The 14,004-nt window shown below is 72.2% G+C and carries 11 protein-coding genes; 7 read left to right on the forward strand and 4 right to left on the reverse strand.

Features of this window, described 5'->3' with window-relative positions; genetic code table 11:
• The first annotated feature begins 25 nt into the window (after positions 1–25).
• From cofD to OIE49_RS14860, 3 genes are read left to right on the forward strand one after another with little or no spacing between them, the layout of a single operon-like run.
• Complete coding sequence (gene cofD, locus OIE49_RS14850) at positions 26–1,009, forward strand: 2-phospho-L-lactate transferase (protein WP_326802732.1); 984 nt, start codon at positions 26–28, stop codon at positions 1,007–1,009.
• Complete coding sequence (locus OIE49_RS14855) at positions 1,006–2,340, forward strand: coenzyme F420-0:L-glutamate ligase (protein WP_326802733.1); 1,335 nt, start codon at positions 1,006–1,008, stop codon at positions 2,338–2,340. Before cofD ends, OIE49_RS14855 begins: the two co-directional genes overlap by 4 nt.
• A gap of 47 nt (positions 2,341–2,387) precedes the next feature.
• Positions 2,388–3,389 carry a DNA-3-methyladenine glycosylase family protein gene (locus OIE49_RS14860; protein WP_326802734.1) on the forward strand — a complete coding sequence of 334 codons (1,002 nt, stop codon included), beginning with the start codon at positions 2,388–2,390 and terminating at the stop codon, positions 3,387–3,389.
• 72 nt (positions 3,390–3,461) lie between these two features.
• Here the strand turns inward: OIE49_RS14860 and OIE49_RS14865 are convergent, their stop codons facing one another.
• Together OIE49_RS14865 and OIE49_RS14870 are read right to left on the reverse strand one after the other, a co-directional pair.
• On the reverse strand, positions 3,462–4,544 hold the full coding sequence (locus OIE49_RS14865) for a nucleotidyltransferase family protein (protein ID WP_100570989.1): 1,083 nt from the start codon (positions 4,542–4,544) through the stop codon (positions 3,462–3,464).
• 37 nt (positions 4,545–4,581) lie between these two features.
• Positions 4,582–5,769: a peptidoglycan recognition protein family protein gene (locus OIE49_RS14870; protein ID WP_326802735.1), complete on the reverse strand. Its 1,188-nt coding sequence runs from the start codon at positions 5,767–5,769 to the stop codon at positions 4,582–4,584.
• A 139-nt stretch (positions 5,770–5,908) separates the two neighbouring features.
• On the opposite strand from OIE49_RS14870, the gene OIE49_RS14875 reads away from it, so the two are divergent.
• From OIE49_RS14875 to OIE49_RS14885, 3 genes are all read left to right on the forward strand, one after another.
• Positions 5,909–6,664, forward strand: a complete 756-nt coding sequence (locus OIE49_RS14875) for a TIGR03089 family protein (RefSeq protein WP_100570991.1) — start codon at positions 5,909–5,911, stop codon at positions 6,662–6,664.
• 496 nt (positions 6,665–7,160) lie between these two features.
• Positions 7,161–8,918 (forward strand): LCP family protein, encoded by a 1,758-nt coding sequence (locus tag OIE49_RS14880; protein ID WP_326802736.1) that lies wholly within the window; start codon positions 7,161–7,163, stop codon positions 8,916–8,918.
• Positions 8,919–9,011: 93 nt separating this feature from the next.
• Positions 9,012–10,658, forward strand: coding sequence for an LCP family protein (locus OIE49_RS14885; protein ID WP_326802737.1), 1,647 nt, complete (start codon positions 9,012–9,014; stop codon positions 10,656–10,658).
• Between the two features lie 57 nt (positions 10,659–10,715).
• On the opposite strand, the gene OIE49_RS14890 is transcribed toward OIE49_RS14885, so the two are convergent.
• On the reverse strand, positions 10,716–11,744 hold the full coding sequence (locus tag OIE49_RS14890; protein ID WP_326802738.1) for a glycosyltransferase family 2 protein: 1,029 nt from the start codon (positions 11,742–11,744) through the stop codon (positions 10,716–10,718).
• 125 nt (positions 11,745–11,869) lie between these two features.
• On the opposite strand from OIE49_RS14890, the gene OIE49_RS14895 reads away from it, so the two are divergent.
• A complete protein-coding gene (locus OIE49_RS14895; RefSeq protein WP_326802739.1) occupies positions 11,870–13,360 on the forward strand; it encodes an LCP family protein in 1,491 nt (496 codons plus the stop codon).
• A gap of 25 nt (positions 13,361–13,385) precedes the next feature.
• On the opposite strand, the gene OIE49_RS14900 is transcribed toward OIE49_RS14895, so the two are convergent.
• Positions 13,386–13,943 carry an acyl-CoA thioesterase gene (locus OIE49_RS14900; protein WP_100570995.1) on the reverse strand — a complete coding sequence of 186 codons (558 nt, stop codon included), beginning with the start codon at positions 13,941–13,943 and terminating at the stop codon, positions 13,386–13,388.
• Positions 13,944–14,004 lie beyond the last annotated feature (61 nt).

Consider the following 14,004-nt stretch of genomic DNA (forward strand, 5'->3'; position numbering starts at 1 on the left):
GCCCGGCGGCTGACACACTGTTTCCATGCGGATTGTGGTTCTGGCAGGCGGCATCGGTGGTGCCCGGTTCCTGCGCGGTCTGAAGCGGGCCGTGCCGGACGCGGACGTCACGGTCATCGGCAACACCGGTGACGACATCCACCTCTTCGGGCTGAAGATCTGCCCGGACCTGGACACGGTGATGTACACGCTCGGCGGCGGCATCGACGAGGAGCAGGGCTGGGGCCGGGCCGAGGAGACCTTCCATCTCAAGGAGGAGCTCGCGGCGTACGGCGTCGGACCGGACTGGTTCGGCCTCGGCGACCGCGACTTCGCCACGCACATCGTGCGCACTCAGATGATCGGCGCCGGGTACCCGCTCAGCGCGGTGACCGAGGCGCTGTGCGAGCGGTGGAAGCCGGGGGTGCGGCTGATCCCGATGACCGACGACCGGGTGGAGACGCATGTCGCGGTCACGCTGCCCGACAGCGGGGCCACCCCGGGGCCCGGCGAGCGCAGGGCCGTCCACTTCCAGGAGTACTGGGTGCGACTGCGGGCCTCGGTGCCGGCCGACGCGGTGGTGCCGGTCGGCGCGGAGCAGGCCAAGCCGGCGCCCGGCGTGCTGGAGGCGATCGCCGCGGCCGACGTGATCCTCTTCCCGCCGTCCAACCCCGTCGTCTCCATCGGCACCATCCTCGCGGTGCCCGGCATCCGGGAGGCCATCGCCGACGCCGGGGTACCGGTGGTCGGCCTGTCCCCCATCGTCGGGGACGCGCCGGTGCGCGGCATGGCCGACAAGGTCCTCGCCGCGGTGGGCGTGGAGTCCACGGCCGCGGCGGTGGCCGAGCACTACGGCTCGGGTCTGCTGGACGGCTGGCTGGTCGACACGGTCGACGAGGCCTCCGTCGAGCGGGTCGAGGCCGCGGGCATCCGGTGCCGGGCGGTGCCGCTGATGATGACCGACGTCGACGCCACCGCCCGGATGGCGGACGAGGCACTCACGCTGGCCGAGGAGGTGCGCGGGGCATGAGCGGCACGACGGAGCAGTCACCGGCCGCCCCGGAGTTCCGGGTCTGGGCGGTGCCCGGGCTGCCCGAGGTCGCGCAGGGCGACGATCTGGCCAAGCTCATCGCCGGCGCGGAACCCGGGCTGGCCGACGGGGATGTGCTGCTCGTCACCTCGAAGATCGTCTCCAAGGCCGAAGGACGGCTGCTCCACGCGGCCGACCGGGAGGCCGCCATCGACGCCGAGACCGTACGGGTCGTGGCCCGGCGCGGGCCGCTGCGGATCGTGCAGAACCGGCAGGGGCACGTCATGGCGGCCGCCGGAGTCGACGCGTCCAACACCCCTTCAGGCACCGTCCTGTTGCTCCCGGAGGACCCGGACGCGTCCGCGCGTGCCATCCGGGACGGGCTGCGCGACGCACTCGGGGTCACCGTCGGCGTGCTCGTCACCGACACCTTCGGGCGGCCCTGGCGCGCGGGGCTGACCGACGTCGCCATCGGCGCCGCGGGCGTGCGCGTGCTGGACGATCTGCGCGGCGGCACCGACGCCCACGGCAACCCGCTGAGCGCCACCGTCGTCGCCACCGCCGACGAACTCGCCGCCGCGGGCGACCTGGTCAAGGGCAAGGCCACCGGGCTGCCCGTCGCCGTGGTGCGCGGGCTGCGGCACGTGGTGGCGGAGGAGGACGGGGAGGACGGGGAAGGAGCGCGGGCCATGGTGCGGGACGCGCGCGACGACATGTTCCGGCTGGGGACCTCCGAGGCCGTGCGGGAGGCGGTGACCCAGCGGCGTACCGTGCGGTCCTTCACCGACGAGCCCGTCGACCCCGGCGCGGTACGGCGGGCGGTGACCGCGGCGGTGACCGCGCCCGCGCCGCACCACACCACGCCGTGGCGGTTCGTGCTGCTCGAGTCCGCGCAGTCGCGTACCCGGCTCCTCGACGCGATGCGCGAGGCGTGGATCGCGGACCTGCGACGGGACGGGAAGAGCGAGGAGTCGATCGCCCGGCGGATCCGGCGCGGGGACGTGCTGCGCAACGCGCCGTACCTCGTGGTGCCCTGCCTCGTCATGGACGGCTCGCACGAGTACGGCGACGAGCGCCGGGACGGCGCCGAGCGGGAGATGTTCGTGGTCGCCGCCGGGGCCGGGGTGCAGAACTTCCTGGTCGCGCTGGCCGGGGAGCGGCTCGGCTCGGCGTGGGTGTCCTCGACGATGTTCTGCCGGGACGTGGTGCGCGAGGTGCTGGGGCTGCCCGAGGACTGGGATCCGATGGGAGCGGTCGCCGTCGGGCATCCTGCGGAGCTGCCGAAGCCGCGGCCGGAGCGCGACGCGGGGGCGTTCGTCGTCTCCCGGTGACCGCATAGGCTCGTACGGCATCTCCAAGGCAACCCTGGATCTCACTCGTGGCAGGACGTTTCGCTCCGCGGCCCCCGCGCCCGACCGTGCGCGGCGGGCACGCCGGCGTACCCGCGGCCGTGCCCCGGCAGGCCGCCGCGCCGGGGCGGGTGCGCACCTGGACGCCGGACGGGCCGCTGGACCTGGGCCTCGTGCTCGGGCCGCTGCGGCGGGGGCAGGGCGACCCCACCTTCCGGGCGACGCCGGACGGTTCGGTGTGGCGCACCGGCCGCACACCGCTCGGACCCGGGACGCTGCGCGTCTTGGCCCACGGCGGGAAGGCGCGCGGCGAGGCGTGGGGGCCGGGGGCCGCATGGCTGCTGGAGCAGCTGCCCGAGCTGCTCGGGGCCACCGACGACCCGTCCGCGTTCGTACCGCGGCACCGGCTGCTCGCGCTGACCCGCCACCGCCGGCCGGGGCTGCGGCTGACGCGGACCGGGCTGGTACTGGAGTCGCTGATCCCCTCCGTCCTGGAGCAGAAGGTGACGACGGTCGAGGCGTACGCGGCCTGGCGGACTCTGGTGCGCACGTTCGGGGAGCCGGCGCCCGGACCCGCCCCCGCAGGGATGTACGTCATGCCGGCGCCGCGGACCTGGGCGCTGATCCCGTCGTGGGAGTGGCACCGGGCCGGGGTCGACGACAAGCGGGCGTCGACCGTGCTGCGGGCGGTGCGGGTCGCCGCGCGGCTGGAGGAGGCGGCGCGGATGACTCCGGAGCGGGCGCGGGAGCGTCTGGAACTGGTGCCCGGCATCGGGCCGTGGACGTCCGCGGAGACCGTGCAGCGCAGTCATGGAGCGGCGGACGCCGTGACGGTCGGCGATCTGCACCTGCCGGGAATCGTGGGCTGGGCGCTGGCCGGGAACCGGAACGCGGACGACGCGGAGATGCTGCGTCTGCTGGAGCCGTACGCCGGGCAGCGGCATCGGGCGGCCCGGCTGATCCTGATCAGCGGGCGGGTGCCGCCCCGGCGGGCGCCGCGGATGCCGAAGGGCGACATCGGGCGCCTCTGAGCCGGGCACCTCCGAGCCGGGCGGCTCAAAGGCCTTGCCGGGCGCCCGCGTCTCAGCCGGCGCGAGGCCGGGCTACTGGTCCGAGGAGAACCTCACGGATCCGGCCGGGATCGTCGCGTCGCACCACACTCTCGCGCCGTTCCTCAGCTCGTTGTCGGCGCCCACCACCGCGCCGTCGCCGACGACCGTGCCGTTGAGGACGGAGCGGGTGCCGACGCGGGCGCGGCTGCCGATGAGGGAGTCGGTGACGACGGCCCCGGACTCGATGACGGCACCGGGCAGGATCGTGCTGCCGAACACCCGCGCGCCCTCGGCGACGAACGCGCCCTCGCCCACCACCGTGCCGCCGGTCAGCTTGGCCCCGGGGGCGACGACGGCCGTGGGCAGGATCAGACGGTCGCCGCAGCGGCCGGGCACGGCCGGGGAGGGCGCGCGACCGAGGACCAGGTCCGCGGAGCCGCGTACGAAGGCGGCCGGGGTGCCCAGGTCCAGCCAGTAGGTGGAGTCGACCATGCCCTGCAAGTGGGCGCCCGCCGCGAGCAGTTCGGGGAACGTCTCCCGCTCCACCGACACCGGCCGGCCGTGCGGGATCGTGTCGATGACCGAGCGCCGGAAGACGTACGCCCCCGCGTTGATCTGGTCGGTGACGATCTCCTCGGGGGTCTGCGGCTTCTCCAGGAAGGCGAGGACGCGGCCGGTCCCGTCGGTGGGGACCAGACCGTAGGCGCGGGGGTCCGGCACCTTGGTGAGGTGCAGGGAGACGTCCGCGCCCGTCGTCTCGTGGGTGCGCACCAGCGCCCGGATGTCCAGTCCGGTCAGGATGTCGCCGTTGAAGATCAGGACCGGCTCGTCGGGACCCGAGCGCAGGAGGGGGGCGACGTTGCGGATGGCGCCGCCTGTGCCCAGGGGCTCCTCCTCCGTCACGTACTCCAGGTGGAGCCCGAGCGAGGAGCCGTCGCCGAAGTACGGCTCGAAGACCTCGGCCAGGTAGGAGGTGGCGAGCACGACGTGCTCGACGCCCGCCGCTCTCGCCCGCGCCAGCTGGTGGGTGAGGAACGGCACTCCCGCCGCCCGCACCATCGGCTTCGGCGTGTGCACCGTGAGGGGGCGCAGCCGTGTTCCCTTGCCGCCGACCAGGAGGATCGCTTCTGTCACCTGTCGTCTCCGCTTCCTGTTCGTCCTCGGTCCGCCCTCAGCGGCCCTGGTAGCGCGCCGCGGTCGAGCGGACGGTGCCGAGCTTGCCGTAGAGCTGTTGTCCCGGGCAGTCGGTGGCGAAGCCGTCCCGGTGGCCGGAGATCACATTCAGGCGTACGCTCTTCCCTTTTTGGTAGAGGTTGCCACCACCGGACGTCAGATATGTCTTTCCGAGCGGATTCATCCCGTACAGGCCGAGCTTCCACGCGGTCAGCCGAGCGAGGGTTGTCACCGCGGCCGAGGAGGGCTTGGCGGTGTCGTAGGTGCCGATGACGGCGATGCCCGCGCTGTTGCTGTTGAACCCCATGGTGTGGGCGCCCAGCACGGCCTTCGCCACTCCGCCGGCCCTGCCCTCGTAGATGGTCCCGCACTTGTCGACCAGGAAGTTGTAGCCGACGTCGCGCCAGCCCATGCTCCTGACGTGGTAGCGGTAGATGCCGCGGATCACCGCCGGGGCCTGCGCACAGGTGTAGTTGTTGCCGGAGGCGGTGTGGTGCACGAACGCCACCTTGACCTTCTGGGTGTAGACGAAGCCCGGCTCGCGCAGGGACTCGTCCGCGCCCCAGCCGCGGCGCGTGACGATACCCGGCCGCGGTCCCACAGGGGCCTGGGCGCTCCGGCCCCGCGCCGGGGACAGAGTGCCGGGGTCGACGAGTTCCAGGCGCAGTCCCGCGGGTAGCGGGACCGGCCGGGCGGCCGGGTCGCGGCTCCCGGCATCGGCGCGGACGCGTACGTCGACGCCGTCGCAGTCACCCACCCACAGCGGCGCGGTGGCCCCGTGCACGTGCCCGGAGGTGCGCTCGGCCGTGCCGGGGTCGGCGCCGTGGTCGGCGTTGCGCGTGTCGAGGTCCTGCCAGCCGGACCAGGCGCCGGTGGCGGCGGAGCGGGTGCGGATCCGGACGGTGCCGTGCAGCTCGGCGTCCGGGTCGTTCCAGACGACGCCGGCCAGTGAGAAGTGATGGACGTCCGTGCGGCGCAGGCCCTGTTCGAGGGCGGCGCCGCCGGGATCGGGGTCACGGGTGAGCGGGGCGAGGGGCAGTGACCGGGTGGTGCCGGTGACGGCCGCCGACCCGGCCGCCCCTGTCGGCTGAGCGCTTGCCCGACTGCCCGTCAGGCTCGGCGCGAGGGCGAGGGCGGCCGCGCACGCGACACCGAGGGAGGAGGCGAGGAATCCGTATCGACGCATGCCCCTGATCCTGGACATGGTCAGACAAACCTGTCCATCGGTGACTTGACGGACCGTCGGCTGCCGTTGCGCCGAACCGGTGGCCCGCGCCTGGCCCGCCACGCGGTGCGCGGGACCGGCGCCGCGTACGCTTGCGTGGGTGAACGCCACCGAACGCACCCCTGCCGACCTGCTGCGTTCCGCGCTCGCCGCGGATCCCGGACGCCCGCTGGTGACCTTCTACGACGACGCCACGGGCGAACGTGTCGAATTGTCCGTGGCCACCTTCTCCAATTGGGTGGCCAAGACGGCGAACCTCCTCCAGGGGGACCTCGGCGCCGGCCCCGGCGACCGGGTCGCGCTGCTGCTGCCGGCGCACTGGCAGACGGCGGTGTGGCTGCTGGCGTGCGCGTCGGTGGGCGCGGTGGCCGACGTCGACGGGAACGCGCGCGCGGCCGACGTCGTGGTCAGCGGTCCCGGCACACTGGACGCGGCCCGCGCCTGCTCCGGGGAGCGGGTGGCGCTGGCGCTGCGACCGCTGGGCGGGCGTTTCCCGCAGCCGCCGGAGGGCTTCGCGGACTACGCCGTCGAGGTGCCGGGGCAGGGCGATGTGTTCGCGCCCTTCGCACCGGTGGACCCGGAGGAGCCGGCGCTGATCGTGGCCGGGGCCGAGTACACGGCGGCCGAGGTCGTGGAGCGGGCCCGCGGCGACGCCCCGGAACTGAACCTGACCGGGCCGGGCTCCCGCCTGCTGTCGGCGCTGCAGTACGACACCTGGGAGGGCCTCAGCGCGGGCCTGTACGCGCCGCTCACCGCCGGCGCCTCGGTCGTCCTGTGCCGCAACCTCGACCGCCTGCCCGAGGACGCCCTCGCCAAGCGCATCGAATCCGAACGGGTCACAGCCACGGCCAGATGAGGCGACCGGGCCCCGCGCCCGGATCTCCGCACCACTCCCTCACCCCGAATCCCGCGGAATGCCGGATTCGGGGCGAACGGCACTAATTCCGTGGCGACGGATTCGGATTCCGGGCCGGAAAAGAAATCATCTGCGCAGTCGCACGACTACGCTACGTATTCCCCGGGGTTGCGCACGACGCGAGTCGAGCCCTCCGGCGATCCACGGCGGGCGCCCTGACCCGCGACGCCGTTCCGCGACAACACCGCCAACTCGAAGGCGCCAGGCGGTAAAGCCACGGCCAAAGGCGAACTTTTGTCCAAGGAAATGGGCGGATTGCCCCCTTGTGCGGAAGTGGAATTTGTCACCAGCGTCGCTCGATGTTGAATCTGCCGGATAGTGTGAGCGATCCGGTGCGGCTGGCCGCGAGGTCTTCCTGGGGTCACGCACTGTGTGAAGCAGACCTGGCGCCGAAATGGCAGGCGCCGCGTGGCCCCGACGGAGGATTCGGACAACCGTGGACGCGCAAGGCCGTGGGCGGGCGGACAACATCGACCCCGCAGACCAGTGGGTACTCAATCCGGACACCGGCGAATACGAGCTGCGACTGCCCGATTCCGCACCGCAGTCGGCGGTGCCGGGTCCTCGTCGGCCGTCCGCGGGCAGGGCCGGGGGCAACGCGTCCGCGGAGCGCCCGGCGGCGCCGGCCGGAGGGCAGAAGACCCGCGAGGCCGCTCCCGCCGAGACGGTGCCCGCCCCGCGCCGGCGCCGAGCAGTGCCGGCCGACGAGCCGCCGCCCGGACGGCGGGGGCGCCGGCCGGAGAAGAAGAAGTCGAAGACCAAGAAGGTCCTGATGTGGACCAGCGGCGCCATGGCGCTCGTCGTGGTGGGCGTCGGCACGACCGTCTACCTGGTCTACAAGCACCTCGAAGGCAACGTCTCCACCACCGACGTGGGCAGCGCGGCCAAGAACGGCTTCAGCAAGGACGAAGCCTTCAACATACTGATCATCGGCACGGACAAGCGCACCGGCAAAGGCAACGAGGGCTACGGCGACAAGGGCAGCGTGGGCCACGCCGACACCAACGTCCTGCTGCACGTCTCCAAGGACCGTACGAACGCGACCGCGATGAGCATCCCGCGCGACCTGATCGTGGATGTCCCGGACTGCCCGACCAAGCAGCCCGACGGCAGCACGAGGGTCATCCCGGGAACGAGCAACGAGCGCTTCAACACGAGCCTCGGCCAGGACGGCCGCGACCCGGGTTGCACCATGCGAACGGTCAAAGAGATCACCGGTGTTCAGCCCGACCACTTCATGATGGCCGACTTCAACGCGGTCAAGACGCTGACGACGGCGGTCGGCGGAGTCGACGTGTGCCTCAAGCACGCCGTGAACGACGACAAATCACACCTGAACCTGCCCGCCGGCAAGTCCAACGTCGAGGGCGAGGAGGCACTGGCCTTCGTGCGAACCCGGCACGCCTGGGGCAACAAGGGCGACCTGGACCGGATCAAGGTGCAGCAGCAGTTCCTCAGCTCGCTGATGCGCAAGATGGCCTCCGGTGACACGCTCACCGACCCGGCCAAGCTGTACGACCTGGCCGACGCCGCCACCAAGGCGCTGACCGTCGACACCGGCATCGGCAAGGTCAGCACCCTCAAGGACGTGGCACTGGAGCTGAAGAAGGTGCCGACGAAGAACATCACCTTCCTGACGGTGCCGGTGCGGGACAACCCGGCGGACGGCGTGGTGCACAAGACGGTCATCGTCGACCCCGTCATAGCCCCCCCGGTCTTCGACGCCATCGCCAACGACGTCTCCTTCACCGAGGTGAAGAAGAAGCAGAAGACGGACAAGAGCGCCGCGGCCGCCCGCCTCAAGGGCACCCAGTCCGAGGCCTCCGAGGTGCGGGTCCGGGTCTTCAACGGAGGGGCCGCCCCCGGTTCCGCCCAGGAGACCGTCAGCTGGCTGCAGACCTCCGTGGGCGTGCTCAAGTCGGAGAACGCGGCCAACGCGCCCACCATCCCCAAGACCACCCTCGAGTACGCGCCCGACCAGGCGCCGCAGGCGCGTAAGCTCGCCGCGCTCATGGGACTGTCCGGGGCCGCGCTGAAGCCGGGCAAGAGCTTCACCAACTCCCAGGGGCTGCCCACGATGACGCTGACCCTGGGCAAGGACTTCAAGGGTGCCGGCGTGCCGCTCACCCCGCCGACGAAGGCCCCGGATGTCGAGGAGAAGTCCACGGCGGACAAGGTCGAGTGCGCAAGTTGAGCGCACAGCACCACCTTATGGGCCTGTCATGCGTCTAACCCGGCGCATGGCAGGCCTGTTTCATGGCATGGCACCAGGGTGGGAGGACGGGGAGTGACGCAGAGCAGTCTGCGCGGGGAGGGGTCGGCGGTCGAGGAAGCGATACCTCCCGCGTCGCGCAAGGGCAGCGCATCGGACGGCCGCGGCCGGCACGGCGGAGGAGGACGCGGCGGGAAGAAGCCCGACACCGCGGGCAGGAGCCCCGCGCGGCGCGTACTGCGCTGGTCGGCCACGGTGCTCGCACTGGTCGTACTCGGCACGGCCGGCGCCGGATACCTCTACTACCAGCACCTGAACGACAACATCCACAAGGGCCGGCGCAGCAGCGGCGACTCCAAAGCGCAGCGGTCGAGGCCGAACGCGGACGGCCAGACGCCCATGAACATCCTGCTGATCGGTTCCGACAGCCGTAACTCCGACGCGAACATCGCACTGGGCGGCAGCCGGGACAACCGCGGCACCCCGCCGCGGGCCGATGTGCAGATGCTCATCCACCTGGCCGCGGACCGCAAGAGCGCCGCCGTGGTGAGCATCCCGCGGGACACCCGGGTCGACATCCCCAAGTGCACCGACCCCGACACCGGCGAGGTCTATCCGCCGGTCAACCAGATCATCAACGAGTCGCTGGCCCGCGGCGGCGCCGGCTGCACGCTCGCCACCTGGGAGAGCCTCACCGGTGTGTACATCGACCACTGGATGACGCTCGACTTCGCGGGCGTGGTGAAGATGGCGGACGCCATCGGCGGCGTCGAGGTCTGTGTGAAGCAGAACGTGTGGGACCACCCCACGCCCCGGGCGCCCGGGGGTTCCGGTCTGAAGCTGACGGCGGGCAAGCACAAGGTCCAGGGCAAGCAGGCCCTGCAGTGGCTGCGCACCCGGCACGCCTGGGGCAGCGACCAGATGCGGGCCAGGGGCCAGCACATGTACATGAACTCGATGATCCGCACACTGCAGCACCAGAACGTCTTCACCGACACCGGCCGGCTGATGAACCTGGCGGAGACGGCCACGAAGTCGCTCGAGGTCTCCGAGGAGATCGGCACCGTCGCGAAGCTGTACGACCTCGGGATGCAGCTCAAGACGGTCCCCGCCGACCGCATCACCATGACCACGATGCCCAACATCAAGGACTGGAAGGACGAGAACCACCTGCTCCCGGACGGCGCCAACGCCGCGAAGATGTGGAAGATGATCCGCGACGACGTGCCCTTCGACGACAAGGGCCCGTCGCCGGACGCCAAGAAGCAGACCGGCAAGGGCGCGGCGGCCAGGACTCCCTCGGTCCCGGCCGACCGGCTGGGCGTCCTGGTGCAGAACGCCACCCGCACCGCCACCGCGGCCCCGGTCGGCGGCCGGGCGCGGGAGATCAGCCAGGAACTGGCGGGCAAGGGCTTCACCCGGGCCGCCGCGGACACCTCGCCGGCGCTGGCGGAGGACGAGACGCTCGTGCGGTATCCGAGCGCGGACATGGAGGGCGACGCGCAGAGCGTCGCCAAGGCCCTCGGGATTCCGCTGAGTTCGGTGCGCAGGTCGACCGACGTCTCCGGTGTCACCGTCGTCGTCGGCGCCGACTGGCGTACGGGGAGCACGTATCCGAAGGAGGCCACGCCGAAGCCCGGCGAGCTGCCCGAGAACTCCGACGCCATCAACGGCTCGGACGAGAACCAGTGCATGGACGTGTACGCGCCCTACCGCTGGTAGCGCGAACAGGGCCCCTCTCCGGGGAGAGGGGCCCCGCGGAACTCTTGGCGGGAACGCTCAGTCGGCGGCGGGGACCGCCGGACGTCGTGCGGCGATGACCCTCCGGGCCAGGGACTTGGGGCTGGTCAGGAAGCCCCAGCCCCAGGACATGTGCATCGTGGCCAGGGCGACCGGGATGCGCAGCCGGGCCGCCAGGGGAAGGCCCTTGCCCGCGGGGAGCGAGCCGGCGGCGATCGCCGCCAGGTAGCCGCCGGGGACCACCAGGGCCCACGGGGTCAGGGCGGCGCCCGCCACGATGCCCGCCGCGATGGCGCAGACCGCGGCCGGCGGGGCGAGGTAGCGCAGGTTGATGGAGCCCTGGTGGTAGCGGGCGACCACGTGCCGCCAGCGGCCGTAGTCCTTGTACTGCTTGGCGAGCGCCCGCACGTTCGGGCGGGGCCGGTAGGACACCCGCAGTTCGGGCGAGAACCAGATCAGGCCGCCCGCCTCGCGGATGCGGAAGTTGAGTTCCCAGTCCTGGGCCCGGATGAACTCCTCGTTGTAGCCGCCCTGTTGCTCAAGGGCCGCACGGCGGAAGACACCCAGATAGACCGTTTCGGCCGGGCCGGCCTGGCCGCCGGTGTGGAAGGCGGCGTTGCCCACCCCGATCTTCGAGGTCATGGCGGCGGCGACGGCGTGCTCCCAGGCGTTCTCGCCCTCGGCATGCATGATGCCGCCGACGTTCTGCGCGCCGGTCTCCTCGAGCAGCCGCACCGCCGTGGCGATGTAGTCCGGCGAGAGCATCCCGTGGCCGTCGACCCGGACCACGATCGGATGGCGGGAGGCCTTGATCGCGGCGTTGAGCGCGGCGGGGGTGCGGCCGGTGGGATTCGGGACCGTGTGCACGCGCGGGTCGTCGGCCACGAGCCCGGCGGCGATCTCGTCCGTGCGGTCCGTGGACGGACCGAGGGCGATGACCACCTCCATCTCGCCGTCGTACTCCTGCGCAAGGATCGCTTCGACGGCTCCGCGCAGGTGCCGTTCCTCGTTGAGGACGGGCATGATCACAGAAACGGCGGGGAGCCGCACGTCGGGCTTGGCGTTCATCGGTGCTCACGTTACCGCGAACGGGGGACAGCGGTGCGCGCCGTGGGGGTCACCGCACCGGTCAGCCGATCGTATGGCCCTACGGTGCTCACGGTGCCCACCCACGCCTATGCGGAGGTGTCCCCATGCCCACCACGCCGTCCCGGCCCCGCCCGCGGTCACCGCGACCCCCGCAGCGCCGCCCCGCACCGCCGCGGCCGGCCCGGGTCCCGTACGCGTCCGTACCGAGGAAAAGACCGCGCTGGGCCATGCGAGCGGCGACCACGCTGTCGGTGGTGGTGCTCGCATCCGCCGGGATCGGGCACGCGGTGGTCTCCAGCCTGGACGCGGACATCGCCCGGGTCGACCCCTTCAAGGACATGAAGAACCGCCCGCGTGCGGGCCACGGCATGAACGTCCTGCTGGTCGGCACCGACGGCCGGGACCGGATCAGTGAGCAGGAGCGGCGCCAGTACCGGCTGGGCGGCCAGGCCTGCCACTGCACCGACACGATGATGATCGTGCATGTGTCGCAGGACCGGCAGCGGGCCAGCGTGGTGAGCCTGCCCCGGGACTCCTACGCCGAGCTGCCCGGCCACGTCGACCAGAACTCCGGCCGGCGGCACGGACCGCACCCCGTCAAGCTCAACGCGGCGTACGCGGAGGGCGGGCCCCATCTGACCGTGCGCACGGTCGAGGACCTGACCCGTCTGAAGATCGACCACTATCTGGAGGTGGACTTCACCACCTTCATGCGGACCGTGGACGTCCTCGGCGGGGTGCAGATCTGCACCTCCGAACCGATGCGGGACAGCTACTCCGGCCTGGACCTGGCCGCCGGCACGCACACGCTCTCCGGCGGCCAGGCCCTGCAGTACGTCCGCTCCCGGCACGTCGACGGGGCCAGCGACCTGGGCCGGATGAAGCGCCAGCAGCACTTCCTGGCCGCCCTGATCGAGCGGGCGGCCTCCTCCCGGGTGCTGCTGAACCCCATGAAGTTCCGGAACGTGGCGCTGACCGTGCTGGGCTCGGTGCGGGCGGACCAGGGGTTCCACACCGACGAGCTGCTGGACCTCGGGCGGGCGATGCGGAACTTCTCCCCGTCCTCCTCGGAGTTCACCACCGTCCCGATCGCGCAGCCGTCGTATCCCGTCAAGGGCCTCGGCTCGACGGTGAAGTGGGACCGGACCAAGGCCGACCGCCTCTTCCAGGCGCTGCGCGAGGACCGGCCGCTGACCGTGCGCCGGCCGCGGCCTGCGAACCCTCCGGTGGCCGTGCAGGTCGCCCCGCAGCAGATCCGCGTCCAGGTGGAGAACGGCACCGCCGGTGCCGGGCTCGGCAATCGGGTGGACGAGGCGCTGGCCGCGGCCGGGTTCCGTACGACGGGGGCGCCCGCGGACGCCCAGGACCGCACCGCGCGGCGGACGGTCGTGGTCTACGACCCCCGGTGGGACCGGTCGGCGAAGTCGCTCGCCGCGGCGCTGCCGGGCAGTGAGCTGCGGGCCGTGCCGGGGCAGGGGGCCACGCTCAAGGTGATCGCGGGAAGCGACTACCGCCGGGTGCGCCCGGTGCGGGTGGAGGACCCGGAGCAGGGCGCCGCGATGGTCATGACGGGCGACGAGGTGCTGTGCGGCTGACGGAGTGAGGACCGGCGGGCAGCCGTCAGTCCTCGAAGCCCTCGGCGGCGCGCCTCTCGCGCAGTTCCTTGATGGCGCGGCGGCGGGCCAGGCGGTGGGTGCGGCGGATCTGGGCCTCCTGGTAGCGCCGCCGGTCCCGGTCGGTCTCGGGCTGCACCGGCGGCACGGGGCGCGGCTTGCCGTCGGCGTCCACGGCGGTGAAGACCAGGTAGGCCGAGCCGACCCGGGTGGTCGGGGTGGACTCGTTCCAGCGTTCGGCGAGGACCCGCACACCGACCTCCATGGAGGTGCGACCGGTCCAGTTGACCTGGGCCTTGACATGGACAAGGTCGCCGACCCGGACCGGTTCGAGGAACACCATCTCGTCCATGGACGCCGTGACGGCGGGTCCGCCGCTGTGCCGGCCGGCCACCGCACCCGCCGCGTCGTCGACCAGCTTCATGATCACGCCGCCGTGCACCGTCCCCAGCAGGTTGGTGTCGTTGTGGGTCATGATGTGGCTCAGGGTGGTCCGGGACGCCGAAGTCGGCTTGCCGGGGATATCCGATATCTCGGACTCAGCGGTGGAGGCCTGCTCTGTCATGACCCCTACCTTATGCCGAGGCGGCATCCGGGGGATTTTGTGTCAGCTTGGCAACAGCGGG

The organism is Streptomyces sp. NBC_01788 (assembly GCF_035917575.1).
GTDB lineage: Bacteria > Actinomycetota > Actinomycetes > Streptomycetales > Streptomycetaceae > Streptomyces.